This is a genomic window from Arthrobacter sp. lap29, from assembly GCF_032458965.1.
In the GTDB taxonomy this organism is placed as follows: Bacteria; Actinomycetota; Actinomycetes; order Actinomycetales; family Micrococcaceae; genus Specibacter; species Specibacter psychrochitiniphilus.
The window spans coordinates 220,379-246,238 of sequence record NZ_JAUCEK010000007.1 but is presented as its reverse complement, the minus strand read 5'-3'; the positions used below and the strand labels follow the sequence as shown (position 1 = coordinate 246,238).

At 58.3% G+C, this 25,860-nt stretch carries 22 protein-coding genes and 1 pseudogene; 16 read left to right on the top strand and 7 right to left on the bottom strand.

Annotated features, from left to right (window positions below; all coding sequences use genetic code 11):
- Positions 1-63: 63 nt before the first annotated feature.
- The gene (locus RY113_RS13610; RefSeq protein ID WP_315914991.1) at positions 64-279 is read right to left on the bottom strand and encodes a helix-turn-helix domain-containing protein; all 216 of its coding nucleotides are present in this window, start codon (positions 277-279) and stop codon (positions 64-66) included.
- 119 nt (positions 280-398) lie between these two features.
- Entirely contained in the window at positions 399-668 is a 270-nt protein-coding gene (locus RY113_RS13605) for a helix-turn-helix domain-containing protein (protein ID WP_315914990.1), read from the bottom strand.
- Positions 669-833: 165 nt separating this feature from the next.
- Between RY113_RS13605 and RY113_RS13600 the strand changes: the two genes are divergently transcribed.
- Positions 834-1,148 (top strand): hypothetical protein, encoded by a 315-nt coding sequence (locus RY113_RS13600; protein WP_315914989.1) that lies wholly within the window; start codon positions 834-836, stop codon positions 1,146-1,148.
- Positions 1,149-1,212: 64 nt separating this feature from the next.
- Positions 1,213-1,713, top strand: a complete 501-nt coding sequence (locus RY113_RS13595) for a hypothetical protein (RefSeq protein ID WP_315914988.1) — start codon at positions 1,213-1,215, stop codon at positions 1,711-1,713.
- Here RY113_RS13595 and RY113_RS13590 read toward each other — a convergent pair.
- A complete protein-coding gene (locus RY113_RS13590) occupies positions 1,661-1,990 on the bottom strand; it encodes a helix-turn-helix transcriptional regulator (RefSeq protein ID WP_315914987.1) in 330 nt (109 codons plus the stop codon). The two genes, RY113_RS13595 and RY113_RS13590, sit on opposite strands and share 53 nt — an antisense overlap.
- A 351-nt stretch (positions 1,991-2,341) precedes the next feature.
- On the opposite strand from RY113_RS13590, the gene RY113_RS13585 reads away from it, so the two are divergent.
- From RY113_RS13585 to RY113_RS13575, 3 genes are all read left to right on the top strand, one after another.
- Complete coding sequence (locus RY113_RS13585; RefSeq protein ID WP_315914986.1) at positions 2,342-3,160, top strand: hypothetical protein; 819 nt, start codon at positions 2,342-2,344, stop codon at positions 3,158-3,160.
- Between the two features lie 25 nt (positions 3,161-3,185).
- Positions 3,186-3,926 carry a hypothetical protein gene (locus RY113_RS13580; RefSeq protein WP_315914985.1) on the top strand — a complete coding sequence of 247 codons (741 nt, stop codon included), beginning with the start codon at positions 3,186-3,188 and terminating at the stop codon, positions 3,924-3,926.
- Positions 3,927-4,117: 191 nt separating this feature from the next.
- Positions 4,118-5,032, top strand: coding sequence for a C40 family peptidase (locus tag RY113_RS13575; RefSeq protein WP_315914984.1), 915 nt, complete (start codon positions 4,118-4,120; stop codon positions 5,030-5,032).
- Positions 5,033-5,259: 227 nt separating this feature from the next.
- Here RY113_RS13575 and RY113_RS13570 read toward each other — a convergent pair whose 3' ends face one another.
- Positions 5,260-6,033: a hypothetical protein gene (locus tag RY113_RS13570; RefSeq protein ID WP_315914983.1), complete on the bottom strand. Its 774-nt coding sequence runs from the start codon at positions 6,031-6,033 to the stop codon at positions 5,260-5,262.
- A 607-nt stretch (positions 6,034-6,640) separates the two neighbouring features.
- Between RY113_RS13570 and RY113_RS18520 the strand changes: the two genes are divergently transcribed.
- The gene (locus RY113_RS18520; protein WP_396334245.1) at positions 6,641-7,069 is read left to right on the top strand and encodes an IS5 family transposase; all 429 of its coding nucleotides are present in this window, start codon (positions 6,641-6,643) and stop codon (positions 7,067-7,069) included.
- A 355-nt stretch (positions 7,070-7,424) separates the two neighbouring features.
- Here RY113_RS18520 and RY113_RS13565 read toward each other — a convergent pair whose 3' ends face one another.
- Positions 7,425-7,766 carry a hypothetical protein gene (locus RY113_RS13565; RefSeq protein WP_315914982.1) on the bottom strand — a complete coding sequence of 114 codons (342 nt, stop codon included), beginning with the start codon at positions 7,764-7,766 and terminating at the stop codon, positions 7,425-7,427.
- A gap of 301 nt (positions 7,767-8,067) precedes the next feature.
- Here RY113_RS13565 and RY113_RS13560 point away from each other — a divergent pair.
- The 10 genes and pseudogenes from RY113_RS13560 (at position 8,068) to RY113_RS13515 (ending at position 23,816) form a co-directional block, all read left to right on the top strand.
- A pseudogene (locus tag RY113_RS13560) lies at positions 8,068-9,020 on the top strand (IS5 family transposase).
- A 133-nt stretch (positions 9,021-9,153) separates the two neighbouring features.
- Positions 9,154-9,444: a hypothetical protein gene (locus RY113_RS13555; RefSeq protein WP_315914981.1), complete on the top strand. Its 291-nt coding sequence runs from the start codon at positions 9,154-9,156 to the stop codon at positions 9,442-9,444.
- Positions 9,445-9,453: 9 nt separating this feature from the next.
- A complete protein-coding gene (locus RY113_RS13550) occupies positions 9,454-10,665 on the top strand; it encodes a type IV secretion system protein (protein ID WP_315914980.1) in 1,212 nt (403 codons plus the stop codon).
- A 314-nt stretch (positions 10,666-10,979) separates the two neighbouring features.
- Positions 10,980-12,446 carry an SCO6880 family protein gene (locus RY113_RS13545; RefSeq protein WP_315914979.1) on the top strand — a complete coding sequence of 489 codons (1,467 nt, stop codon included), beginning with the start codon at positions 10,980-10,982 and terminating at the stop codon, positions 12,444-12,446.
- Positions 12,443-13,903, top strand: coding sequence for an ATP-binding protein (locus RY113_RS13540; RefSeq protein WP_315914978.1), 1,461 nt, complete (start codon positions 12,443-12,445; stop codon positions 13,901-13,903). Before RY113_RS13545 ends, RY113_RS13540 begins: the two co-directional genes overlap by 4 nt.
- Positions 13,903-15,723 (top strand): TraM recognition domain-containing protein, encoded by a 1,821-nt coding sequence (locus RY113_RS13535; protein WP_315914977.1) that lies wholly within the window; start codon positions 13,903-13,905, stop codon positions 15,721-15,723. The genes RY113_RS13540 and RY113_RS13535 overlap by 1 nt, the downstream gene beginning before the upstream one ends.
- Positions 15,720-16,283 carry a hypothetical protein gene (locus RY113_RS13530; RefSeq protein WP_315914976.1) on the top strand — a complete coding sequence of 188 codons (564 nt, stop codon included), beginning with the start codon at positions 15,720-15,722 and terminating at the stop codon, positions 16,281-16,283. Before RY113_RS13535 ends, RY113_RS13530 begins: the two co-directional genes overlap by 4 nt.
- Before the next feature lie 21 nt (positions 16,284-16,304).
- Positions 16,305-17,483, top strand: coding sequence for an ArdC-like ssDNA-binding domain-containing protein (locus RY113_RS13525; protein ID WP_315914975.1), 1,179 nt, complete (start codon positions 16,305-16,307; stop codon positions 17,481-17,483).
- Between the two features lie 123 nt (positions 17,484-17,606).
- Entirely contained in the window at positions 17,607-22,412 is a 4,806-nt protein-coding gene (locus RY113_RS13520; RefSeq protein WP_315914974.1) for a type ISP restriction/modification enzyme, read from the top strand.
- A 252-nt stretch (positions 22,413-22,664) separates the two neighbouring features.
- Complete coding sequence (locus tag RY113_RS13515; RefSeq protein ID WP_315914973.1) at positions 22,665-23,816, top strand: TRAFAC clade GTPase domain-containing protein; 1,152 nt, start codon at positions 22,665-22,667, stop codon at positions 23,814-23,816.
- A gap of 443 nt (positions 23,817-24,259) precedes the next feature.
- On the opposite strand, the gene RY113_RS13510 is transcribed toward RY113_RS13515, so the two are convergent.
- Together RY113_RS13510 and RY113_RS13505 are read right to left on the bottom strand one after the other, a co-directional pair.
- Positions 24,260-25,243, bottom strand: a complete 984-nt coding sequence (locus RY113_RS13510) for a GIY-YIG nuclease family protein (RefSeq protein ID WP_315914972.1) — start codon at positions 25,241-25,243, stop codon at positions 24,260-24,262.
- A gap of 68 nt (positions 25,244-25,311) precedes the next feature.
- Positions 25,312-25,860: a hypothetical protein gene (locus tag RY113_RS13505; protein ID WP_315914971.1), complete on the bottom strand. Its 549-nt coding sequence runs from the start codon at positions 25,858-25,860 to the stop codon at positions 25,312-25,314.

The following is a 25,860-nucleotide window of genomic DNA, read 5'->3' as shown; positions in this document are numbered from 1 at the left end:
TGATCCCCAAGCTCCGAGGGGAAGTGGTTTTCTGCTCATGTCACGACAACGCAGACTCGGGCGTCACGGATCGGATCGGAGGGCGAGCCACGCGTCGAAGTCTGTTCTGCTGACGCGCAAATGACGACCAATCCGGTAGGCGTGTGGCCCGATGCCCTTTGCCCGCCATTGGTAGAAGGTCTGCAGCGGAATCTGAAGTTCGTGGCAGATCTCATTGGGGGACAACCACTCAGAGGCTTCTGAATCGGTGCGGCTGCTGTGGTGGGCGTAGATGGTCATCGCGGTACCTTCCCTTCGGTGATGCCAACAGTCAAACATCGGCAAGTACGACTAGATAACTACTCATAGTCAGGAAAGCGATTTTCTCCATGACCGGGGGAAGGTGGCGCCTGTTCTGGTCAGATCTCCAATCCCAATAAATAGCGCACCTGTGCCATCTCTTCGAGAATTTGGGGTGCGTCGGAGGTATAGATTGAGTTGAAATTACTAGGGATTGCCTCGCTGGCCCGGACAAAACCAGCTCTCGTTAGCTGTTCAAGTTCCCGATTGACCACGTCCTTTGTCAGGGACAGTGCGTTGGATATGTCAGGAGCGGGGGCAGGGCCATATGTGACCAGCATATGTAAGATGCGGCTTCGGGTCAGGTTCATCAAGATTGAGGGTTCCATGGAAAACACTCCCAGAAGGCTACCTGCAGGACGGTGTATACCCGTCTACTCTGCACAATTTACTCTCACTTGGTCATGGTGTAAATGCTCCAAATCCCCATGACTTCGTATAAGTCGCCGCCGTGACATGGCGATTCCGGCCAATTCAGAAGGAAGGTTGATGACATGACCCAGCATCCACAGGTCGAAGCTTTTGTCAGTGCTGCGGAATCCATGCGCGGAAACCGCTATTGGGCAAGGGATCCGAAGGAACAAGTCGAATTTCTCACTGCTCTCCGTGATGTTCTTAAGGAAGTTTGCTTCCATCTTGATCGGAACCAGTTGCTCAACCAGGACGGGCTCCGAGCTTTTGCTGCCAACTCGGGCCCGCCTAATGGCGTGCCGTGGCTGGAACCCAGCGCAGAGACCGTGCTCCTGCCCGAATTGGATAATGCGATACGGCGTTGCCTTGCGGGGTTCGAAGGCACAGACAATACTTGAGAGGACACGACGATTCGGCACGGGATAGTCGGCGAGCCGACGCCACTATCGTGAGGAGCCTGGCATGAGCGCTGGAAGCGGCAAACCGCAAGACCAGCCATCTCCTCAAATAGCCCTTTCTAGGCGCCTGAACCTCCTTTTAGATGCTGCAGCAGAAAAGCGTGGCTATGACGTGACTTTCCGTGAGGTCCAAGATCAATTGGCTGAACGAGGAGTGAATATGTCCCGTGCCCGTTGGTTCTACATGAAGGACGGAACGAGGGCTCTGGTCACTGATAAGAAGGTTTTGACAGCCATTTGTGAGTTGTTTGACGTTGATTCGTCGTATCTGCTCGATTTGGGCTCCGACGCGCTTCCCAGAAGCATTGAGGCAAGGCTTGAATTTGTTAAAGCCCTGAGGGTTTCGCGGGTGCAGGCCTTTGCCGCGCGCACACTTGCCGACGTTGCACCGGAAACGCTCGATGCCATTACCGATTTTCTGAAGCACAGCATGACCGCAACGGCTGACGGTGCTAGCGAGTCGGTTCAGTCAAGTACCGAAGTTGGGCATCCAGAAGGGCTTTGACGCGCTCAGGGTTAACTGAATACCGCGGTGCGCGCCCGTGCCTGCGCCCTGGTTCGACGTCTGCACTAACAGCGCCGGCTTCTTCAAGGAGTATCAAGTGCTTGGCGACGCTTGCCTCGCTGGCGCCAACGTTGGCCACGATTTCGCCGCGTGCGTTCGGCCCATTTTCCAATAGGTAGCGGATGATCTCGGTGCGCGCTCGATTACCAAAGGTGGCGACCGCCAGCTCGACGTCGTGTGGCCAATCTGAGGCTATCGGCTGCGTAATTCGGGGCATGGCTTCATTCTGCCTCATAGTTGTCCACAGGGTAAGAGAGACTCCGTTGACAATAACTCTTTGATGCCTTGACAATAGTCTTGTGACCTTTTGAAGTGAGTCGACTGCAATCGTTGATTTCGCACCGACTCGCGGGGCCCGGCATATGCCGGGACGATCCTGCCGCCACCAACGGTGTCCCCAAGATCTTCTGCACAACGTCTGATGACGTAGCGCTTGATATTCAGTCAACGCATGAAGCGGTGATCATCATGGGTCGGGACCAACGAAGCATATGAAGTACCTATCGACGGGGCGGTCGATCAGTCCCTGGCCCGGCGGCCGGAACCAGACATCCCTATCGACCAGCTGATGAGGGCCGTCGAGGGCGTGCGTCCCTATGTGAAGATTCATCTGGCCCGGTATGGCTTCTTTGACGACGTGAACGACGTCTTGCAGGACATTCGGGTTGCAGCGTGGGAGGGGACGGTGAACAGCAGCTACCGGGCCTTTCCTGGGGTCAAGTTTGATGCCTGGGTTCAGGGGATCGCGTGCAACCTGTGCGCCGACCATATCCGCCGGAGCATAGCCAGGTCGACTCTGCCGCTGTTCGACCAATGCGAGTCTGGGTTCCAGAGCCAGATTGATGTCCAGGTGGCACGCCTCGATGACCAAGTCACCAATCATGTCTGGGCCACGGACGTTTTGCAGTTCGTCAAGGCACACGTGCCCGAGCGCACTTGGGATCTGGCCGTTGCCAGTCTTGCTGACGGGAAGGCGCAATGCACGGCAACCAACAATGACGCGTCCGCTGGCATGCGATGGCAGGCAGTTTTCGTAGTTCGCCAGATGGCTCTGACGACGAGTCGCGCCCTGGATGTCGATCCACAAATCGTTGTTGACCTGGCCTCACTGCGTAAGGCTACCGTCGCATCACTTTCAAATCCGATGCTCCAACTCATCGCGGAGCGCATCGTCCTGCCAGCAGTACTAGGCGAGGTGCGTGCTGCAGCGGTTGCTGAGGTCGCGCAGGAGGCTGGTGTCAGCGTGCGCTACGTCAAGGTGCAGGTTGGTCTGGCACGTAACCTCGTTCAGGCAGCCGAGGAAATTTTGCGGGCAGGGACAGGGATCGAAGGTGCTGTCATTGAAACGGCAATCAGCCCGACGGTCCACGTCGAGTCCAAGGCGTAGTTCCTCAGTCCAATGAGGTGTGGCCATGAAATTGAAATGGACGGTACACAGAGGCAGGACAGGCCGACGCCGGCCGTGGATCCTGCTGCTGGTGACTGTCGTGGTTGCCGCTGGGATTGCGGCCGTGCTCTCAATCCGCCCCGCGGAAGTCGCCCCCGTTGCAAATACTCCGGTGTCATCGGTTCCGGCTGCGGTCGCAAGCCCCACGGCCACGGCCACGGCCACGACGACCGCGGTGGAACCGACGACCACGCCAAGCCCGCCCCCGGATCAATCCTCTGAGCCAGCTGGCGAGCCTTCAACTTTGGACTATCGTCTGCTGGCCAACGTGGCTGCCCGCAACATCTACACATTGGATACACGAACGGCCACGTATTCGGAGACGTACGGGAGGCTTCGCGGCTGGTGGCATCTGCTGCCGGATGGGTCAAACCCTCTGACCATCTTCGCGCAGCAGTTTGAAGCGACGGGGACCAATGCGGCAGCCTATGCGTCGCTGACTGGAGCGAAAGGATATCGAACTGCACAGCCTGTGAGCTCATCGTGCGACGGGCAGCTGTCACAATATGTCCAGCAGCCTCCACCCTGGGTGGGATTGCACGTGTGCACCGTGACCTTGAGCGTCGTGGAGCATGCGACGTCTGGAGTTAACAAATACACCGCACCGATTAGCGTCGTCGTCAATTGTCCGCCCGCCGTATCTGCCCCGGCAGACCGCTGCGAGATGGTGGCTTTCTACGCCGCGCCTGAGCGAATTGTTTACTGATGCCAGCCCCGGCGCTCCTCCTTGGCATAGTCAAGAAACGTGCGGCCCTCAAATTAGTAGGCGCGGCGTTCTCTGCGATGGTGCTGTGCTGCGTTATGGCGCTTTGCGGGTCCATTGCCTTGATAGCATTCGGCGCTCAAAGCTCGACGGCGGCGTGTACAACGGTCGCTGCTGGCGGCTCGGGCCAGGCCGTGACGATCACTGTGCCTGACAGTGCGCCCACCACATTGAGCCAGTCGCAGGTGACCGTGGCCCAAGCCTACATAGCAGTGGGCCGTGCCCGGTCAATCCCAGACAACGGCATCGTAATTGCGTTGATGATGGCGTTGCAAGAGTCCAATATGCAAATGCTGGCCAACTCCTCCGTCTCCGAATCCCTGCAATATCCGCATGATGGCGTGGGCAGTGACCACGATTCCGTCGGCAGCGCCCAACAACGCCCCTCGGCAGGATGGGGGAGCGTTGCTGAACTCATGCAACCCGCCTACAACGCTGAAGCATTTTATGGCGGGCCACAGGGGCCTAACCATGGATCGCCGCGAGGGCTTCTCGATGTTCACGGTTGGGATCAAATGGACAAGGGCGCGGCAGCTCAAGCGGTCCAAGGATCTGCTTTCCCAGAAAGGTACGCCCAATGGGAGGCCGAGGCAGAATCAATTCTGAAAGCCTTGGGATCATCAACCGTTCCGGCGAACTGCACTGCAAACAGTCCGAGGCCGTCGCAACCAACAATGCCAGCCGACTTGAGCCAACTTCGACGTGCGATCATCGCATACGCGCAGGAGGGAGTCGGAGGTACATATGTCTGGGGTGGAACTGCCTTCAAAGCCTGGGACTGTTCCGGCTACGTGCAGTGGGTTTACGGGAAGGCGGGAATCCAGCTGCCACGAACGGAGCAGTGGACGGCGGGGTCACCCACAACGAATCCGCAGCCAGGCGACCTAGTGGTTCAGAATCCCGATGGACCGAACCATTGGGGGCATGTGGGCATCTACGCTGGCAACGGCATGATGTACAGTGCACTGAACCCGGCCGTTGGCACGTTGGTACACCCCGTAGCGTGGAATCCTGGCACCTCATACTTCGAAATTCAGATATCTGGGTAGCAGGCCAGATCATCTCAGTTCTAGTTGTCGGGGGCGCTATGTATCGAGCGAGAGCTTGGGGGTCTCATCCCAGAAGTGTTTCTACATCCGGTAGTTTTCGGTCTGGAGATCGTTTCCGGGCCTGAAGTCAGGATCTATGACCCCGCCGCTTTCGGGACCCGACTTGAATGAGCGGGCATTGGACGGGCCTAACCCTGGCGGATCAGGTTCTGGCTGCGGATGGCTGGCTAGCGCCGTCGCTTCGCGACTTCGTCTCGAAATTCCTTAATGGCGAACCTCCAGTCCTTTTCCTGTTGTGCATCATTTTCGGCGAAGTACTTGATCTTCCCTTTCCATTTACCTCGTCTAGATAGCCCCGATTTGGCCAAGCTATGTATGCAAATACGAGGGAAAGTCGTATTTTTCTCCGCCAGTCGGTCGAACAAGAACGTGGAGAATTTTTTCGAAGAGTTGAGCGCAGCTACGGCTTCCTCATGGCTGGGGTAGTAGCCGCCGTGTACGCAGCGGTGACGTAGTTTCCATGTGTGGCTAATCCATAGTTGAACAGGCCCATTTGACGCGGACCAGTTGCCCCCAAGCATCGGATTTAGAAACTTGTTCATCCGTGCGACGGAGTCACTTGATGAATCAAATGCCGCTGCCACTGTCTCTGCGGTGGTATTCGCATCCGTCAAGCTCATTTCCCACCAGAGCATTTGAAGTAGTCCGTCAATCAGTACTTCCGAGGCAGTGGCTGAAAGGATCACTGCCAAGTCATACCGGCCTTCCACATAGAGCTGTTGAGAAGCGTCCGATATCCGTTCCCGCCACAGAATGCCTGGAAGCTCGAGTTCAATGTCGATCAACCATTTTGAGAGGACTGGATCTTGTTGGTTTGATTCGGGACGAGCATGGACGCCATCCAGACGGATATTTCCGTGTTCAAGTACGACTAGGTTGACGTTAGCCCAGCCCGGTTCCAAGGTTGCTAGTACTCTTGCGCTGGGTTGATTATCGGCCATTAGCTGTTCCCCAATGGCTCTAAATGCGACTACAGGCTGCATTATCTGTTCATAGGCGGGAATAGTGCTGGTGCCTTGTATACCCGCTCGTTCCGCTCGAACTAGTTGCCGCATAACGTATACGACCCTCATTAGAGGGTCCTCTGACCAGCTCCTTGAGATCGCTGTGAGGGCAGAATCTGGGGTGCTTGTCGTTTCGTTCGGTGTGACGGCCTCGATAATTGTCCAAAGTGCTTGGAGCTCGGCACCAACTTCGTGCCCTTTGGTGCTGGAGGCCGGAACTGCGTCAATTTGAGCAACTTGATCGACTGCCTCGGCAGCTCGTAGCTCTTGAGTGGGGCCCGCCGCGACTTGGTGGACCAGTAGTGAAACCCAGTTAATGTCGTCTGAGCTTAGTCCTGTTCCCAAAGCGGCTGCAGGTCCGACGTAGCGAAAACCGTCAGGCAATGGCAGAGGATTTCTCATGGCAAAAATGAATCTGTTGAGATCAACTTCGCGTCGGTGGGGCCACGTGGCGGGATCAATACGGATTGCGTCCATCTGTCCACAGTAGAGGACTAGGGAGTGTCTCCTAAGTAAGCAGGTCGTATGTTGACTAACTTGGAAGGTGTCGCGTTTTCAAGTTTTTACAGATGATCAATGGGCCCGTGTTGAACCGTTGTTGCCTAGTTCCGACGGCCAACGCGGGCGCCCGCTCCGTAATCACCGCCAGGTCGTAGAAGGCATTGCTTACCGCTACCGTTGTGGGATCGCATGGCGGGACTTGTCGGAGCAGTTCGGGCCGTGGCAGACAGTGTGGAAACGTCACCGCCGGTTCGCTGCGGACGGGATCTGGGACCGGATCCATCAGCTGTTGCTCGCCGAGGTTGACGCCACGGGGGATATTGACTGGACTGTTTCTGTGGACTCCACGATCAATCGCGCCCACCAGCACGGGACAAACCTTCCCCCGCTCCACAGCGGGAACCTCCGAATTACAAGAAACCGTGGCTTGAGCCTGTTGATCACGCGTGGGTCGCTCCCCGGGGCGGGTTGAGCACGAAGATTCACCACGCCTGCGATGGCAAGGGCAGGCCGTTGGCTGTCAAGCCCCGGGTTTGGTGGAAGGTTTATTAGACTCGTTCCATCGGTTTGATGGCGGGCAGGTTTGAATAGTAATTGGCCTTCGTCATCGGGCCAGGCCAGGGCTCGGACTCACGCATGTTCGAGCACGTGATTAACACGATCAACGTCCCACGCCCAGGTGGCGGCCGGGCACGGAGCCGCCCCGATGCGGTGATGGGCGACAAGGCATACTACTCCCGCGTTGCTGACGAAGCCGAAGGTCTGTCGCTCGTTCGCTTGCTCGAAAGCCGGGACGCTTGGCGTTTGTCGTCGTCGGTCACAGCTGTCTAGCGGAGCTGGCAGTAGTACGAGGCGTCTTCGAGGTAGAGATTTAGATGCCGGTCAAACCTGCCGTGAGTGTAGCTGACACCTTTCATAATTGGGACGCTTGAGTTGGCTTTGTACTTGACGACGTTGATCTTTCCTCCACCGACGTGGAATACAGAGATTGGACTCTCCTGCGAGCCAGACCTTGCGTCGCAAACGTACTCACCCTTCGGAAAGCCACCGGTGATGAACCAAAGTATGAGACAGCTTACGAGGACAATCCATGTCAGGGGCTTGGAGAAGAGCTTCTTGGCTCCCGATTCGTTGGAGCTAGATGAGTCTGTTCTGTTTGCCTTAGTCATAGTGTCCAATTATGCATGAGGCGGACGGACTCACCGCTGGTTTAGCAGAGGTGTGCGTGGTGCATGAGCCGGTCCACGGTGGCGATGGTTTTGGGCATGAGCTCATCGAACCCGCTGGGGGTTGATGTTCGAGCTGATCGCCAGGGGGCGTTTTTCGTAGGGGGCTTCCACGACGCGGTAGAAGCCCTTGGCGGCGTCGGCGGATACCGGCAGGAGGCAAATGTCGTCGATGCGATGCTGGAGGCAGACCTAGGGCGTGAGTCTCCAAATTGCCGACGGTGCTCCCGGGGATAATTGACGGGTGAAATCCCGTTACACCGTTTTCTCCGATGCCCAGTGGGAGCTGATTGCCCCCGTTGATGCCCGATTCCGCGGGCAAGGCGGGGCGCCCTTTCAACGACCACCGGCTGGTGACCGAGGGCATCGTTTACCGGTACTGGGCCGGGATCCCTTGGCGTGATATGCTCGAGCATTTTGGTTCATGGAAGACGGTGTGGAAGCGCCACCGGCGCTACGCCTGCGACGGCACCTGGGACACGGTCCTGGCGGCGCTGCTGGGACATGCAGAGGCGGAGGGCCTGATCAACTGGGAGGTGTCGGTGGATTCCACGGTGAACCGTGCCCCCCAGCACGGCACCAACCTCGCCCGCAGCGCGGGGGGACCTGTCGAATTACAAGAATCTGCTGGTTGAGCCCCAGGACCATGCGGTTGGCCGGTCCCGCGGCGGGCTGACCACCAAGATCCATGCGCTGGTCGACGGAAACCGGCGGCCCCTGGTGTTCCTGTTGGGTGCCGGGCAGGGCAGGGATTCGCCGATGTTCCAGAACCTCATGGAAGCCCTGAAGGTGAAGAAGGCCGGGCCCGGGGCGTCCCGGACCCGGCCCGATCGGGCGATGGCCGACAAGGCCTACTCATCCCGGGCCATCCGCCAATATCTGCGGGAGCGCGGCATCCAATGCGTCATCCCCGAGCGCGAGGACCAGAAAGCCAACCGAAAGCGCACGGGAAGGTCCGGCGGGCGTCCGGTGACCTACGACAGAGACGCCTACAAGCGGCGCAACGTGGTCGAATGCACCTTCAACGTCCTCAAGCAATGGCGGTCGCTGGCCACCCGCTACGATAAGCTCGCGCTGACCTACAGGTCTGCCATCGTTTTGCACGCCGTACTGATCTGGGGCACGGCAATCACCGAGAATCGATTAGGAGACACGCCCCAGTCAAGTCTGGCTTCTCAGCTGGGATTCAGACCCTGAGCGAATTCAGTGCACCTGCAGGACGGTCATAATCCCCAAGTGGCACTTGGTCATGGGGATTTCCCTCCCCGCAACCATGATGCAAGTGAACATAGCGTCCACGCCCGTGGACAACCATTGAATGGAGTTCACAATGTTGTATCTGGCAGCGGTGGATCCCGGGATTACCCCGAACCCCAACTTCCCGTTCCTCGAATCTCTCAAAGAAATCGGCGGCGGAATCCTCGTCGGCGCATTCATCGTGATCGCCATTGTGGCGATCATCGGTGCTGCCATGTTGCTGGCTGGAAAGCTCAGTCAGTCGTCGCGCTTGGCCTCCGGCGGCGGCATGATTTTGCTCTGGACAGGTCCCGTCGCGGCTATTCTGGGCGGTATTAACGGCTACATTCTGTGGTCGCAGAACGCCTTCAACCTAGGATTCTAGGACCTTGCCATGTTGCCCATGGTTGAGTGCAGTGCTGGTGGCTGGTGGCCGCCCGGCTGCGGCATTGTTTCCCAAGCCAACGATGATTTCGCTGCGTCCGTCACGTCCTATGTTGCCGGGATTTTGGAAAGCATGGCCTCATGGATGTGGTCGTTCATCTCCGGAGCCTTCGGTGTCTCAGACATAGATGCATCTGAATGGGGCATTGTCAGCGGACTTACCAACTGGTGGGTCGTCGTTATGATGACGCCGTTGGTTGTGGTCATGATCGTGCAGTTGATTGGCGGCTTGGTGAGCCAACAACCCCGTCGCATCGGCCGGGCACTGCTTGGTGGAGCACTGGCGGTCCCGTTGGTTTTCCTCGCGACGAACCTGATGAGCAAACTCTCCAGTTTCACTGACTCGGCGTCAACCGCCCTGTTGGAAACTCTTGGTAAAGACCCGTACCTGGTATTTATGCGATTGTTTGGGTTCCAGCGGGCACCGGCAGGTTCCGGGCGTGAATGGGACGTAGTGTCGCTCAGTTCTGGAACCGCAGGTGGGCTTGGCGGGGCCGTGGTTGTCACTGCTATCGCTGTACTTGTCGTCTGGATTCTCGCGTTTATCCTCATGTGCTCAATGATCTTCCGGTCGTTTGCCTTGATTGTCTTGGCGGCGGTCGCGCCGGTGGCCATCATGCTTCTGCCCTGGGAGCGGACAAAGTCGTGGACCAGAATTTGGTGCGAAACCGTGGTCGCGCTGTTGATTGCCAAACCACTCGCGGCCACTGTGCTGGCAGTCGCGGTCAAGCTGTTCGCCGACTCGACCTCGTTTAGCGGCCTCGCTTCAGGTGCTGTAGGCATGGTTCTGGCGTGCGGCGCGCCCTTGATGGCGTTGAAGCTTGTCAGTTTTGCTGGTGGGGAAATTGCGGGTGCTGCCCAAATGGCCGGCGGTGGTCACGTCTTCAGTCGGGCAGGGAACTTCACCGGCCGTCAACTCGGCCGACAATTTGGCGGCAAAATACATTTGCCTGGGGTTGGGAGCAAAGGGCCAGCACCCGTTGCGTCCCGCACCCCTTCGATTCCATTGCATCAACAAGCTGCGACGATTGGCGGCCAATCGGGGACGGCGAGCCCGAAGCCTGCGCCGACATCGTCTGGAGCCACCCCCCAGTCAGCATCGGCCGTCATCTCAGGCGTGGCCCATGCCTCCTGGTCCGGCTGCAAAAGGTGGAGGTGGTGACTCGGGCAAGGGGCCGGAGCCACCAGGGGATACAGGCCGATCGCACCCTATGCCCACAGGCACGGGCAGAGCGCCAACGACTTCCCGCTACCAGGGGAAAAGCCAGAGTGGTACCGGGAATGCGGGAGGCAACCCTCCGCCAAACTCAACGCCAAACCCGACCGTGTCACCGGCTACGCCGCCGGTGAACCGCCCGGTTCCCACATCCGGGCCGAGGCCGCAACCACCAAGTTCAACGCCGGTAAATAGTCCTCGCCCGGTCGATCAAAGCAAGCGGCCACCAAGCAACACGTATCGAAATGGAGATGAAGGCCATGACTGAAGAAACTCGGGTATTGCAACCTGTCCGCTTCCCTCGGCATGAACGGCATGGTTTGTTTATGGGCTTGCAGTGGTACCAGCTGTCACTGTTCGCAGCAGGAATGTTGATAGCGGCGATTGCCTCTGCCCTGGGGGGCCCGCTCGTCCTCATTCTGACAGCGCCGATCTGGCTGGGAATGATGCTGTTTGGTGTGCTGCATTATGGGCGTATTCCGTTTCCAGTGTGGGCTTATACCGCGTCGGTCTTCTTCCTACGTGCGGTCATCAAAGAGACCCGTTTTCTGGCCAGCACTGAGCAGCCAAGTCGCGTGGGAACAATGGCATTGCCCGGCGGCTTGGGCAGTCTGGAACTCTGCGCCACAGCGGCAGGCGAGGGATTCATTGTTGATAGGCAGGGGCATGAAGCCATCGTGTCTCTGCGATGCACCACCACATCGTTTGCGCTGATGGACAGTGACGACAAGTCCTATGCTGTTCAATCCTGGTCGCGGGTGCAGGCCGCCATGGCTAGTAGACCAGCCGTGGCCCGGATCGCCATTCAGGACTACACGGTCCCTTACCCTTCGAGTGCTTTGCGGGCCTACTATCAGCGTGCGGTTCCGCCGGAACGCATTGCCGATGCGCAGTGGGGCGACAGATCATATCTGGACTTGATTGATGCTGCGGGCGCTTCCATGAGTCACGAGATCATCCTGACCATCGTGTTGGACACAGCCAGGGCGAGACGACGGATCAAGGATGCCGGGGGATCGCTGGGCGGGCTGGAACATGTGCTGCGTTCGGAGGTCGAGGCTTTCACCACTGGGCTGAAGACCCACGGTGTGATTGTGACGGAGTGGCTCTCGGGCGCGGCCGTGACAGCAGTCGTCCGTGGTTCCTTCGACCCAGCGGCGGTGGCGAGGTGGGCTGCCGCAACAAGTACTGGGAAGGGGATCGTGCGTGTGTCGCCGGGGCCCATGGCCACTGAAGAGCATTGGACCTATCTGCGCACTGATTCCGGGTTCCATCAAACGTTTTGGGTCGCGGAATGGCCCCGGCAGCAGGTTTACCCAGGGTTCCTGCAGCCGCTGATCTATGTGGGGGAGTTCCGCCACGCCATTACACAAGTCATCCGGGCGGTTCCCACGGATCAGGCGCTGCGGGACATCCGATCGGCGCAGGAGGCCCATGACACTCGCCGCCGCATCAACGCTCGTCTGGATCGACCGTTGACCCGGGAGCAGCGGGCTGAGGAGGAGGAAGTGGCCCAACGCGAGGATGAAATCGTGGCCGGTCATGGGGATGTTCGTCCGGCCGCCTATGTAACTGTCACAGCGGACACGCTGGATGAGTTGTCGCGCTGCCGTCAGGAACTTGAATCTGCCGCCTCTGGTTCCTTTGTGGAGTTGCGGTTGATGGCTGGGCAGCAGTGGGCGGCGTTTATTGCTGGGGCGTTGCCCTTGGGAAGGGGATTGAAATGAGTAAGCATGTGGCAGCGGTCAGCATTGCTCCTGCAGGTGAGAACCGTGCAGCTCGACAAGTACGACGTCGGAACGAGCGTTCCGTGACCATGGAACCAAAGCTGTCCTTGCGTGAGCTACGGGAACAGCGAGTAGCCGAGAATGCTGGCCGCGGTGTCATGCCGGATTGGGGAAAACGGGGAAGCGTTTCCTTATGGGGTCCGCACCGCGTTCATCCGGCCCCGCACCGGGCTTCGACGATGACCATGGCAGCGGCCTATCCATTCCTGACGGAATCCGGTCTCGGGCCTGAGGGGACGTACATCGGGACTGACTTGTTTGGTTCGGGAGCGTTTTGCTACGACCCGTGGGTCATGTACGACAAAGGCTTCATCAGTGGCCCGTCCATCGTTGTCATCGGCACCGTAGGCACCGGAAAGTCCATGTGTGGCAAGTCCCTGGTGACGCGCTCCATCACCCTGGGCCGGAAGGCTGCGGTGGCATCTGATCCCAAGGGTGAGTGGGTGCCGGTTGCCAATGCCATCCCAGGTGGAAAAGTCATTTCTGTGGGCCCCGGCCGGCCCACGAGAGTCAACCCGCTCGACGCCGGTCCGCGATCCTCTGCATTGACGGACGCGCAGTGGCTGGCTGTGGTGCGGCAACGCCGTCGCCATCTGCTCGTGGCTCTGGTTTCACTCATGCGACCCGGCATCCCGTTGAGTCCGGTGGAACATACGGCACTGGATATGGCGTTGACGGATGCCGTTGCAGCCAACAGCACCCCGACGCTACCCATGGTGCTGGAATACCTCCTCAACCCAACCCCAGCGACAGCTGCACTGGTCGGACCCAATGGAGGGACCGGCGTCGGACATTCACTGCGCAGAACAGTGTCAGGGGACCTGGAAGGCATGTTTGATGCTCCGTCCACTGTCGCGTTCGATGCTGATGCCCCAATTATGGTCATGGATACTTCTGCCTTGATTGGCGCCTCGGAACAGGCACTGTCCCTGGCAGCTGCGTGCGGTGCGACGTGGTTGGAGGCTGCGGTGACGAATCCTGACGGAGCCAAACGGATCGTGGTCTATGACGAAGGCTGGCGGATGCTGGCGGACCCCTACATGTTGGTGAAGATGAGCGAGCAGTGGCGCCTGGCCCGCGGCTACGGGATCGCGAACCTGCTCATCATGCACAAAGTGGCCGACCTGAACGAGATTGGCGACAGCACCAGCGGCCTGCGGCAAAAGGCACTTGGCCTGCTGACGGAGGCCGACACCAGAGTCATTTATCGGCAAAAGCACGACGCCATGCGGCTGACCAAGGAAGCGCTGGGGCTGACCGAGGCAGAGTGCGAACATGTGGAGAACTTGCCTAAGGGTGTGGGGCTCTGGAAGGTCGGGAATCGGTCGTTCATTGTCGCCAACGAAGTCACCACGGACGAGCTGGCTGTGTTTGGCACCGATGAGAGGATGCTCTGATGCCGCGGCGATTGGATGACGGTAATCCGTTGGTTTCCATCGGGCTGATCGCGACCTCCATATACGTGGTCCTTGGTCTGTTGATCCAAGTGGCCGCGCATCTGGCGTATTCCGCGAGCTGTGGGACCTCGGCACCTTGGGATTTCAGCCCCGCAGCACTTCCCGGATTCCTGACCGGACACATGGGTTGGATACTGCCGATTACCGGTTCCTGCAGCATCCGCACCGGACAGCTGTGGCTGCTCATTGCCCCCGTGCTTATTGTCGTCGCGTTGGCTACGCTGGCGGGTGTTCTGGGGTTGCGTACCTGGCGTCAATCCGGCGCGTGGCTCCGTCAAGACATTCTGAGCCGCGACGGCGTCGCACGGAGGGCAGAAATTTCCCGTGAGTTCGGTGCCAAGGCCGCCCTGAAGCGTGGACGTTACACCCATCCCGGTGTGAAAGACCCCAAAGTGGAGGAAGTCTCTTGGACCATCGGAAAATCCCGCGGCGTCACAGTCCACGTCTCTACCGAAGAATCCCTCGTCATCCAAGGTGCCCCACGCTCCGGCAAGGGCCTCTACATCGTCATCAACGCCATTCTCGACGCGCCCGGCGCCGTTGTCACCACTTCAACCCGGGCCGACAACCTCGTCGTGACCATGAGAGCCCGAGCCACCAACGGACGCCCCGTCACTGTCTTCGACCCGCAGGGGATGTCAGGGCTGCCCTCAACACTGCGCTGGTCACCCGTGCGCGGCTGCCAAGACCCTGATGTCGCCAGCCGACGCGCACTGGTCATCTCAGCTGACAGTGCACTCAAAGGCGAGAACGTCGCCTGGCAAAAGCGCTCGCAGATAGTGCTGCAATGTTTACTGCACGCGGCTGCACTGTCAGGGGAGGGTGTATCGGCTTTTCGCCGCTGGGCCTCAAACCCAGTCCTTGCGAGGGAGGCGCTGGCTGTGCTTGACAGGCCGGAAGCCGCCCTGGGTTGGCAGGCAGATCTCATGGGCATCATCGATGATGACCCACGCAACACCTCCAACTCATGGATCGGTGTCACAGCCGCAGCCGCCCCGCTGTCCTCGCCGAAAGTACTCGCGGCTCTGGACCCAAAAGGGAGCAGCGAACAATTCGACCCGAAGGCCTTCATTGAACAACGGGGCACTCTGTACTTGATAGGCACCAAGAGCGGAGCTGCCGCCGCAGGGCCCTACTTGTCGGCACTGATTGACGATATTGACTATGCCGCCCGGGAAATGGCCTTTGTGGTGGCCGGTGGGCGGCTAGATCCACCGCTGTCACTGATCCTGGATGAGATCGCTAATCTCTCGCCCTGGCCTGGATTGCCTGTAGCGCTCTCTGATGGAGGCGGCATCGGCATCTCCACACTTGTGGTTTTGCAGTCCCTGTCTCAAGCTCGTTCGGGCTGGTCCATGGATGAGGCGGCGACTATCTGGGACGCAGCCATCATCAAGGTCATCTTCGGCGGCGGCTCAGACGAACGTGACCTCCGGGCACTGGCCGGACTGATTGGGGAACGGACGCTGACGTTCAACACCCGTTCGTGGTCGTCGCAGGGGCGTCAAGACGGAGAACAAATCCGAGAGTCGCCCGTTATCCCGCTGCATGAGATCCGCAGGCTGCCAGCAGGAACGGCCATCATGCTGGGCCGCCGCAGCAGGCCCATCCTGCTGGACCTGCGCGAATGGCACAAACGAAAGGACGCGGCAGAACTCGGTCGCTCCAAGGAGCAAACCGAACTCGAATTGCTGACCGGCCATCTCAAACGACAAAACGAACAACAAGCGGTCACGGCCGCAGAACAACAGGAGGCATGACCATGGACGAGGACGAATCCTTCGAATACGACGTTGAAAACGGTGCGGAAGACAACTTCGCCGCGCTGCTTTTCGGCTCAACGCGCGGGCTGCGCTCCGAAAGAGTCCCCATCACCTACCGGTGGCGGGACATGGACCCCCGCACAGCCGTTGCCGTCTGGGAACACCTGGGGCGGTGGGTTCGCTGGCTCGTGGAAAGCTACCACCTGACCACCTCCGTGATCCCGGACTGCTGGTGGCGGCACTCGGACATCGTCGCAGAGCTGTATGCGCTTCAGCGAGCTGAGCAGGCTTCCTACACCGAGGACGACGGCGGATTTGGCCCTTTGGGCTTCCACGAACGCCTCGAGCACAGTATCAGCCGGCTGCGGGAGCAAACCCGCACCGCCGGGTGTGTGAGCCTGCAGCAACACAGGGAACCTCCCGTTCGCAAACTGCCCAACGATGGACCGGGCATGCAGGCAAGCAAGCTGGGCCAGCCAAACACGGGACCAGCCACGCCGTCGTCGGGAGATCCAGCCGCAAAACGAGATCCTGAACCCGATACGTCGGACTCCTGACCTAGTACAAGGAGCGCCATCATGGACTCATCAACCGAACCAGTAAAACCGCATCTGGTCACCACCACTGGAAATGGAATGGCACCGCCAGCATCTCATCCGGGCCCCGAGCAGCGCGTTGCAGAGCTTACCGATGGGCTCTACATGTTGCTCGCCGACGCTGTCGATCATCCGAATCAGTGGCATCGGCTTCTCGACGCCTCCGCGACCATGTGGCGGTACTCAGGCGGCAACGTCGCCTTGCTCATGATGCAAATGGCCCAACGTGGACCAGTGCAGCCGGCTCTCGTTGCCGGATACAAGGAGTGGGAACGTCACGGCCGCTATGTCATCAAAGGCGAACGCGCACTTTACGTCATCGCCCCGAGAACAACCCGAATCACCAATACAGAAGAAGCTGAGCACGGCCCCGCAGAAGGCGAGCGGGCGCTGGCCGAACCAGGCGACGGGATAAATCGGTCCCGCATCGTTGGATGGCGTGGACAAGCAGTCTTTGATGTCTCCCAAACTGAAGGGGAGCCGCTGCTTGTCCCAATCCCGAGCCAGCAGGATACGCCACTCGATGTTGATGTCTACAACGGGCTGTGGGAATCTCTCACTGCAGTGGCCAGAAAAGCCCGTTACAACATTATCGTTTCGGATGCGCAGGCGGGACTGGCCGATGGCTATACCGACCACTCTCGTCGTCTGATCAGCGTTGGATCTTGGCTGGATGTTGAAGACCGCATCGCAACGCTGGCCCACGAACTCGCCCACGCCTCACTGCACGTTCCCGGAGACGCCATCGGCGCACTGTACGGCAGCAGTACCGAACACCGGGGTCTGGCCGAGATAGAGGCCGAATCCGTCGCCTACGTGGTTCTTCGCGCCCATGGCATCGACCGTGGACCCCAATCGACTGCCTACTTAGCAGGGTGGGCCGATGCAGTATTGGAGGCAGAAGCTGACTCGATACTCCGCTGCACCCTGGAGAGGAAACCGATGTCTCGTGTGGACATTGCCAAGTCCGTGCTCGGCAGGGTGACGTCGGTTGCCAAGACAGTTCTGGAGACGACAAGCCCGCAGGGGTTGGGTGGCAGGCTGGGATACCCGCAGCCGATAGCCATATATCAAACTTCTCGAAATGAAACTTCCATCCACACGGAGCCTGGGCCGCAGCAAAACCGCGCAGCTGGCCGTGGCCTCGCGGTTGAGGGTTGATCGATTTCACTTCTTGCTGCTCTGGAGAACAAAATGATGGTGCATATGCGATATGGGCGACGCCTCAAGGTGACATCAGCCGGTAGTTCAAGGGAATGCGCATAGATACGGCAAGATGATTGCATGGGATTTGCAACATTCGAAGATGTTCTTGACCGCTTGTACTTTACTGCCATTGACCAGAAGGACAAGGGCAGCAAGTTTGAGCGCCTGATCAAGCGTTATTTGGAGTTGGAGCCGAAGTACGCGGACCAGTTCTCAGACGTGTGGATGTGGCAGGAATACCCTGGCCGTGACGGCAAAGTGGATACGGGGATCGACCTTGTCGCGAAGGACCGCTACACGGGTGAACTAACAGCCATCCAGTGCAAGTTTTATGATCCGATGTCGACGCTGCAGAAAGCGCAGATCGACTCGTTCTTCACGGCTGCCGGAAAGATTGATTTCTCCTACGGCATGGTCGTCTCCACCACCGACAAATGGTCCAAGCACGCGGAGGACGCGCTGGAGGGCCAGTCCAAAGAAATGACACGGCTCCGCTTGCAAGACTTGGCGGAATCCACCATTGACTGGGCCGAGTTCGACGTCGATGTGCCCGAGCAGATGACCCAGCTGGACCGAAAGGAACCCCGAAAATACCAGCGGGAAGCCATCGACGACGTAGCCGCAGGCTTCCAAGCCGGTGACCGCGGCAAATTGATCATGGCCTGCGGTACGGGTAAGACGTACACCTCCTTGAAGATCGTCGAGGAGCAGGTCCCCATCGGAGGGACCGTACTCTTCCTCGTCCCCTCCATCGCACTGCTACAACAGACTCTCAACGAATGGACCGCTCAGGCCACAGTGCCCATTAGGGCGCTCGCAGTCTGTTCTGATACGAAGGTGGGGCGCAAGGAGAACGAGGACGTCAGTGTCCATGACCTGGCGTTCCCGGCCACTACGGATCCGGTGAAGTTGTTGAACCATGCCCGGATCAGCACCGGCCAGGATGCGGTGACGGTGGTGTTCTCCACCTACCAATCCATTGACGTGATCGCTCAGGCGCAGCAGCAGGGTCTTGCCGATTTTGATTTGATCCTCTGCGACGAGGCGCACCGGACCACAGGCATCACCGAGGCTGACCACGACGACTCTACTTTTGTTCGCGTCCACGATGAGACGTACCTGAAGGCGGCCAAGCGCCTGTACATGACGGCGACGCCGCGCATATACGTCCAGGAGTCCAAAGCCAAAGCTGCCGAGGACAATGTGGCTGTCTATTCCATGGATGACGAGGCAGTGTTCGGCCCGGAGTTCCACCACCTAGGCTTCGGCAAGGCCGTGGAAATGGGCCACCTGGCTGACTACAAGGTCCTGGTCCTGGCAGTGGACGAAGAAGCCGTTTCACGCTCCTTTCAGGGCATGTTTGAAGAAAACGGTGATCTCAAGCTCGACGACGTCGCCCGCATCGTGGGCTGTTGGAACGGGCTCTCCAAGCGCGGAGTCAATGGCCAACGTCTCGACATTGGCGACGTCAGCCCCATGCGTCGTGCCGTCGCTTTTGCTCGCAATATCAAGGAATCCAAAAAGCTTGCCGACGAGTTTGAGCTGATCGGCAAACAACTCCTCGTCAACGCAGCCGATGAGGAGGCAGCGGACGCCCTGAAGTTGGAAGCTGGCCACGTGGACGGCACCTTCAACGTGCTTGAGCGCTCCGCGAAACTGGACTGGCTCAAGGAACAGGCCGACGGCAACGTTTGCCGCATCCTTTCCAACGTCAAGTGTCTCTCCGAAGGCGTCGACGTTCCGTCCCTGGACGCAGTGCTATTCCTGAACCCGCGTAACTCCCAGGTCGACGTCGTGCAATCAGTAGGGCGCGTGATGCGCAAGGCCGAGGGTAAGGAATACGGGTACATCATCCTGCCCATCGCGGTGCCGGCATCCCAAGATCCTGAGACCGCACTCAATGACAACAAGAAGTACAAGGTTGTCTGGGACGTACTGCAGGCCCTGCGTGCCCACGATGATCGCTTCGAGGCGATGATCAACAAGCTTGATCTGAACCGAAACGCCAATGACGTTATTGATGTCATCGCAGTCTCTGGCACCTTTGACAAGGACGACGGCGGTGCCCCGGCCGGGGAGAAGAACGGCCCCGACAATGCGGGAACCCAGGAGACGTTGTTCGCCCTTGCGCGGGCAGAGGACTGGCGCAACGCGATCTTCGCCAGGATGGTTCGCAAGGTCGGCGACCGGCGGTACTGGGAGTCCTGGGCGACCGATGTGAAGGAGATTGCGGACCGGCACGTGATCCGAATCCGCAGCATCTTGGATGGTCCGGATCCACGCGCCCGAGAAGAATTCACCGTTTTCCTCGAAGGACTGCGCGGCAACCTCAATGATGGCATCACCGAAGCCGATGCCATCGACATGCTCTCCCAACACCTGATTACCAAGCCCGTGTTTGAGGCCCTTTTTGACGGTTATTCCTTCGCCGCACACAACCCCGTTTCTCAGGTCATGGACTCCATGATCAGTGTGCTTGAGCAGTACAACCTCGACTCCGAGGTGCAAAACCTTGAGGACTTCTACCGTTCCGTGCGGGTGCGGGCCGAAGGCGTCACCAACGCCGAAGGTAAGCAGAAGATCATCACCGAGCTCTACGAGCGGTTCTTCAAGCTTGCCTTCCCTCGCGCAGCCGAATCACTGGGCATTGTCTACACCCCGGTGGAAGTGGTTGACTTCATCATCCGCGCCGTTGACGATGTACTAGCCAAGGACTTCAACTCATCTCTGTCCGCGCCTGGCGTGCACGTCCTGGACCCGTTCGCTGGGACCGGCACCTTCACGGTTCGCCTGCTGCAGTCCGGCCGGATCAAGCCTGAAGATCTTCTGCGCAAGTACACCCAAGAACTCCACGCCAACGAGATCCTGCTCATGGCCTACTACATCGCCGCGATCAACATCGAAGCGACGCTTCACGGGATGATCGAAGACCAGGCCACTGAGGCTGGTACATACGCCTCTACCGTGGCATATGTACCATTCGATGGCATGGTCCTCACAGACACCTTCCAAATGTCGGAGGACGGCGACATTCTCGACGAGCGCGTGTTCACCTCTAACAATGACAGGCTGATTGCGCAGAACAAACTCGACATCCGCGTCATCATCGGCAATCCGCCCTACTCCGTGGGCCAGTCCAGCGGCAACGACAATAACGCGAACCTGAAGTACCCCACCCTGGATGAATCCATCCGCTCCACGTATGCAGACCGGTCGACTGCTACCAACAAGAACTCACTATATGACTCCTACATTCGGGCTATCCGATGGGCGTCCAATCGCATCCTGAAATCATCCGACGGCGGAGTCGTTGCCTACGTTTCCAACGGCGGCTACATCGACGGCAACACTGCAGATGGCCTGCGCAAAACACTCGTGGGCGAATTCCACGACATTTATGTCTACAATCTCCGCGGAAACCAGCGTACGGCTGGGGAACAGAGCCGGAAAGAAGGCGGGAAGATCTTCGACTCTGGCAGTCGCAATACTGTCGCCGTGCTCATCCTGGTCAAGAAGCCCGGTGCAACTCCGGGTGCGGTCCTGCACTACAAGGACATCGGCGACTATCTGGACCGCAAGGAAAAACTCGCCCTCGTCGACGCCGCCAGCATCGGCACCCTTGACTGGGACACCATAACTCCCAACGCCGAGGGTGACTGGATCAACCAACGCGACGACGTGTTCGACACCTTTCAGCCCCTGGGCGACAAGAGGTCTGGGGCGGGTGTTGCTAACGCATACTCGGCCGGACTCCAGACCAACCGTGATGCGTGGGTGTACAACGATTCTCAAGCCCAACTCAACGCGAATATTGAAATGACAACGCGAGCGTTCAACGAACAACTGACCGACGGAAAGCGCAGCTTAGATCCCCGACTGATCAGCTGGACTTCAGGGTTGGAAAAGCGTTTTGATGACGGCACGCTCATCGATGCAAAGCTTCAACCCAGCCGGTTATCGATCTATCGGCCTTTCAACAAGCGGCACGTCACAAGCCAGATCGATCTCATCCACCGGCCAGCCATCATGACCCGACTCTTCCCTGAACCAGACAGCAAAAACTACGGATTCTATGTCGTTGGCAGCGGTAATGACAAGCCGTTTTCGGTGTTGATGGTGGACGCGATTCCAGATCTGTCACTTTGGGGATCAGGTCAAGGCCAATTCTTCCCTCGTTACACCTACACAACCCCGACGGTCGGTGACGACTTGTTCTCCGCCGCTGGTGCGCCGTCGTCTTCGGAGCGGGTGGACAACATTACCGATGGGACGTTGGCAGACTATCGTACAGCGTATGGTGCGGCGGTCTGCAAAGACGACATCTTTTTCTACGTCTATGGGCTGCTGCACTCGCCTGACTACCGCACAGAATTTGCGGCAGACTTGAAGAAGATGCTGCCGCGCATCCCCAAAGTCCCGGGCGCGGAAAAGTTCATGGCATTCTCACAAGCGGGCCGGGATCTTTCAGCTCTACACATTGGTTACGAGGAGCAAGAGCCATTCCCGCTCACGGAGGTAGGGACCTCCGTCGTGCCTGTGGGCGACGACTATGAGAAGTATGCGGTGAAGAAGATGAAGTACGGCGGCAAGGCCGGTGCCTGGGACAAGACCCGCATCTTGTACAACAGCAAGGTCACCCTCGAAGGCTTGCCAGTGGAGGCGCAGCGCTACATGCTGGGCGCTAGGTCGGGCCTAGACTGGATTCTAGAGAGATACCAGGTGAAGACTGACAAGGCTTCCGGAATCGTCAACGATCCCAACGACTGGTCCCGCGAGCATGAACAGCCACGGTACATCATCGACTTGATCGGCCGAATTGTCGCCGTGAGTCTGGAAACGAATCGGATCGTTGATGGGCTGCCGGCGCTGGAAATTGAGGTGTGAGCGCAGGGGACGCTGCCGACCAATTGGAGTCGGCGGGAGGCGATCTTTCCTGTCCGCAGCTTGGGGCCTTGTCATCGGGATGACAATGTCACAGGCGTGCAGCACGTGGAACGCAAATCCGCACGAGTTGCTGGCGTGAATTCAAGGGATCTCAATCTGGCAACTTGCGATGTTCGGGAACAAGACCGACTTCATCGCTCGGCAAGTTGCGAAATGACAGGGTGGGAGAGTCCTTTTGTGTAGGCTTCCCATATGCAACTGAACAGGGCCCTAGAGCAGCACATCGCAGTTTTTGGTGAGAGCGGCAGTGGCAAGACCGTCATGATTTCTTCGTTTTACGGCGCTGCACAAGAGCCCAATAATCTCAAAAAGAATCTGTTCCACGTCATTGCAGACCAAACAGGTCAGGGCAATCGGTTGCATCAGAACTACCTTGGCATGAGGGATTCGGCGAGGCTTCCTGCAGCCGACAAGTTCTTGGCCACGTCGTACTCGTTCTCCATCAGAATGAAGGATGGAGCCAACGCCAAGATTGCCAAGGGAAAGTCGTTCGACGCCCTTCGTCTCGTCTGGCACGACTACCCGGGGGAATGGTTCCAGGAGGACGTCAGTGGACCGGAAGAGGCGCAACGCAGGGTTGACACCTTCAAGTCCTTGCTGAGTTCTGATGTTGCCCTCATGATGGTGGATGGTCAGTTGCTGCTGGACAATGCAGGGGAGGAAGAGCGGTACCTCAAATTGTTGCTTGGGAATTTCAAGAATGGCCTGCTGTCAATGAGGGATGACCTGATGTCTGATGGTAAGCCGCTCGTTGAGTTCCCCCGTATTTGGATCATGGCACTGTCCAAGTCGGACCTCCTGCCGAATCTGGACGTCTACAAATTCAGGGATCTTCTCATTGAGAAGGCCAGTGGCGAGCTTGATGAATTGCGGGAGGTGCTGGCGGGGCTTGTAGAAGGAAACGACGCCCTTTCCGTGGGGGAAGACTTTGTCCTTCTTTCATCAGCGGAGTTCGGAATTGACAAGATTGAGATGACGAAGCGCGTGGGCCTAGACCTAGTACTTCCAATTGCGTCCGTGCTTCCATTCGAGAGACATGTGCGGTGGGCCCAAGCGAAGCAACTCCCTGTGAAAGTGGTCCAGTCTCTGCTGAGCGGAGCAGGAGCCTTGGCAGCCATTTGGGTTTCACGAAAAATCAAGCTGCCTGGTCCGCTGGGTGCGATATTTGCCGTGGTTGGCGCCGAATTGATGAACGATGCTGTCAAAATGGCAACGGAGAAACTCACAGACGCCCACTCCGACGCGCTTGCCAAGAAGGACTACCTGACAGCAACATTGACTCGATTCCGGTTGGATCTTAAGCAAGGCGAAGACGAGGACGTCCTGCTTAGGAGCAAAAAGTGAGTATTATCTGGGCGACACGGGGGCGTTCCTGGGGCTTCCGGTTCCTTCGCGACAGGCAGCTCCCAGATCCACTTACGGAATACGACAACGTCTTCTCTGGCGTGGGAGATGGGTCAGAAGCCTGGAGTCAAGTCAGTAACAAGGTGGCGCTTCGCTTCCCTGACCCGTTGGGGAGAAAAGACCAAGCAGGTCGAGTCATCCCACACGATTTCGTTGTATTCCCGCCACTATCCACTGAGGTCATGTCGATCGAGGACGGTCTTCGCCTTGTCTGGCCTCTGGTCGCCGAGGAATTTGATCGGGTCTGGGATCAGCCGCGGCCTCCTTCCGTTCAATGATGACTTGACAGGAATAGGCGGAAAGGGACGCATGACCTGATACCGCAAGTCCGTATGAGTCCTCCGCATAAGTCCAGCGTCAAAAGTCAGACGAGGCCCTAGATTCTATTTTTGATTCGCTATCCGGCTAAAGATTGCGTCTGCTAGATGGTCGTTGTGAAACCGGGTGTACATGGAAGGACCTTTGCGCATGAGGTTCAGAGCGAGGGCTTTGGCCGGTCGGGTCACTGGGCTATCGTCACTGAGGAGCCTGTTTAGCGCCGCAATTCCTGTGAAGTGGATGGTACAGACCTTTCCAACGGGGCCGTAGCTACCAGCCTCGGAGTAGGCGTCGAGTCCTTGGTTTTGAATCCAGTGTTCGATATCAGCAGCGTCGTTGTCCACGTTTATGAACCCTTCGATGCCCCGTCCAATTACTGTTGTGGCCTCGCCAATGACCAGTACCTCGACATTTTGCGCGCTGATGCTGACTAGCCGCTGCCAGTTGCTGCTTCTATCCGTCGAAGCCATGGCGCTGACAACCCAGAATCGTCCCTCTGTTTGGCTGGGCCATGGGATGGCAGAGCCAATGTACCGGGCTGCTACTTCGATCAGTTCCTGGGCGTCGGTTCGTCCCAGAAGGTGTTGGAATCGGGGTAGACCTCCCGCGCGGCGTGATGCGACCGTATACCGAGACGAATCTGTTGGTTCTGGGATGGCTGAAGCTAGCCATTCTTTCTGGGCTTCTTCCTCCATGACAATGTCTAGTAGGCCGCCTCCTCCGGTTCGACCGGCGAGGTCTATATTGCGGACCCTGTAGTTAATACGTTCAACGGCTCCAAGAACTTGGCGTTCTCGTGCGTTGAGTTCCGCCGCTTGGAACGGTCGGAAGGCTATATATGTGATGTCGCTCCATCGACGCCGGTGGTTTGCGAACCGATTCACGACATTCAGGCTTTTGCCGACATAACGGTCACCGTTGGCGAATGAGAGAACGTAGATGCCTGTCCGGCTGTCTTCGGGCTCGAATCGGAAAGCCAACGACTCCACACCCATGACAGGCCAGTTGCGGAAAATTAACGTATCAAGGACAAGATTGTCGTTTTCCATGTTCCTCCGAGAATCTGTTTGCTTGGTCGTCATGCTACATCGTTTGATCAAAGGTACTTCGGAGGGATTCACATACGGGCCAGTGCCGGCGCAATCGCTAGGCATGCCTGTGATCGGAGGTGATATGTTGCCGGCCATGGAGCCCCAACCTGAATTTGTGTCGGGTCAGGGCGGATAAGGAGAACGGTTTGCGGCCAGATAGAGAAGCTGCACGGTTCGATCCATGCTGGTTGGACGTAGCCGAACTTTTCCCACCGGATCGTGGCCCATACTCCCGTCGGCTGAAGCTCCTGGAAGTCGAGAACAGTGACTTCGGTTGTGGTGGAGTGTTCATTCTTGAGGCGAGACAAGTACTCCCATTGCCTGTCGGCGAATTCTTGCCACAGCCGCCTTTTCTGAATTCGCAGGGACCAACGCCAAGTGACCAGTCCAGCAGCGACGGCTACTACAGCAAGCACGATCCAAACACTCAAGGCCGGTAGCCATGCGAGAGCGATGATGGCGACAACATACAGCAGAGCCACGCCGGTCAATGTAGTCAGCACCACGAGCGGTGCGCTGTTGAGCGCCGGCTTTACCATCGGATTGTCCTCCATCGGAACCACCTCCGCTTTCAT

What these genes read in the sequence shown, in the direction of transcription:
- RY113_RS13590 (WP_315914987.1), bottom strand. Translation starts at nt 1,990, where the DNA reads ATGCCCCGAATTACGCAGCCGATAGCCTCAGATTGGCCACACGACGTC.
- RY113_RS13510 (WP_315914972.1), bottom strand. Translation starts at nt 25,243, where the DNA reads ATGGAAAACGACAATCTTGTCCTTGATACGTTAATTTTCCGCAACTGG.
- RY113_RS13530 (WP_315914976.1), top strand. Translation starts at nt 15,720, where the DNA reads ATGACCATGGACGAGGACGAATCCTTCGAATACGACGTTGAAAACGGT.
- RY113_RS13565 (WP_315914982.1), bottom strand. Translation starts at nt 7,766, where the DNA reads ATGACTAAGGCAAACAGAACAGACTCATCTAGCTCCAACGAATCGGGA.
- RY113_RS13605 (WP_315914990.1), bottom strand. Translation starts at nt 668, where the DNA reads ATGGAACCCTCAATCTTGATGAACCTGACCCGAAGCCGCATCTTACAT.
- RY113_RS13520 (WP_315914974.1), top strand. Translation starts at nt 17,607, where the DNA reads ATGGGATTTGCAACATTCGAAGATGTTCTTGACCGCTTGTACTTTACT.
- RY113_RS13595 (WP_315914988.1), top strand. Translation starts at nt 1,213, where the DNA reads ATGAGCGCTGGAAGCGGCAAACCGCAAGACCAGCCATCTCCTCAAATA.
- RY113_RS13525 (WP_315914975.1), top strand. Translation starts at nt 16,305, where the DNA reads ATGGACTCATCAACCGAACCAGTAAAACCGCATCTGGTCACCACCACT.
- RY113_RS13585 (WP_315914986.1), top strand. Translation starts at nt 2,342, where the DNA reads ATGAGGGCCGTCGAGGGCGTGCGTCCCTATGTGAAGATTCATCTGGCC.
- RY113_RS13550 (WP_315914980.1), top strand. Translation starts at nt 9,454, where the DNA reads ATGTTGCCCATGGTTGAGTGCAGTGCTGGTGGCTGGTGGCCGCCCGGC.
- RY113_RS13570 (WP_315914983.1), bottom strand. Translation starts at nt 6,033, where the DNA reads ATGGCCGATAATCAACCCAGCGCAAGAGTACTAGCAACCTTGGAACCG.
- RY113_RS13600 (WP_315914989.1), top strand. Translation starts at nt 834, where the DNA reads ATGACCCAGCATCCACAGGTCGAAGCTTTTGTCAGTGCTGCGGAATCC.
- RY113_RS13535 (WP_315914977.1), top strand. Translation starts at nt 13,903, where the DNA reads ATGCCGCGGCGATTGGATGACGGTAATCCGTTGGTTTCCATCGGGCTG.
- RY113_RS13555 (WP_315914981.1), top strand. Translation starts at nt 9,154, where the DNA reads ATGTTGTATCTGGCAGCGGTGGATCCCGGGATTACCCCGAACCCCAAC.
- RY113_RS13505 (WP_315914971.1), bottom strand. Translation starts at nt 25,860, where the DNA reads ATGAAAGCGGAGGTGGTTCCGATGGAGGACAATCCGATGGTAAAGCCG.
- RY113_RS13610 (WP_315914991.1), bottom strand. Translation starts at nt 279, where the DNA reads ATGACCATCTACGCCCACCACAGCAGCCGCACCGATTCAGAAGCCTCT.
- RY113_RS13545 (WP_315914979.1), top strand. Translation starts at nt 10,980, where the DNA reads ATGACTGAAGAAACTCGGGTATTGCAACCTGTCCGCTTCCCTCGGCAT.
- RY113_RS13515 (WP_315914973.1), top strand. Translation starts at nt 22,665, where the DNA reads ATGCAACTGAACAGGGCCCTAGAGCAGCACATCGCAGTTTTTGGTGAG.
- RY113_RS13540 (WP_315914978.1), top strand. Translation starts at nt 12,443, where the DNA reads ATGAGTAAGCATGTGGCAGCGGTCAGCATTGCTCCTGCAGGTGAGAAC.
- RY113_RS13580 (WP_315914985.1), top strand. Translation starts at nt 3,186, where the DNA reads ATGAAATTGAAATGGACGGTACACAGAGGCAGGACAGGCCGACGCCGG.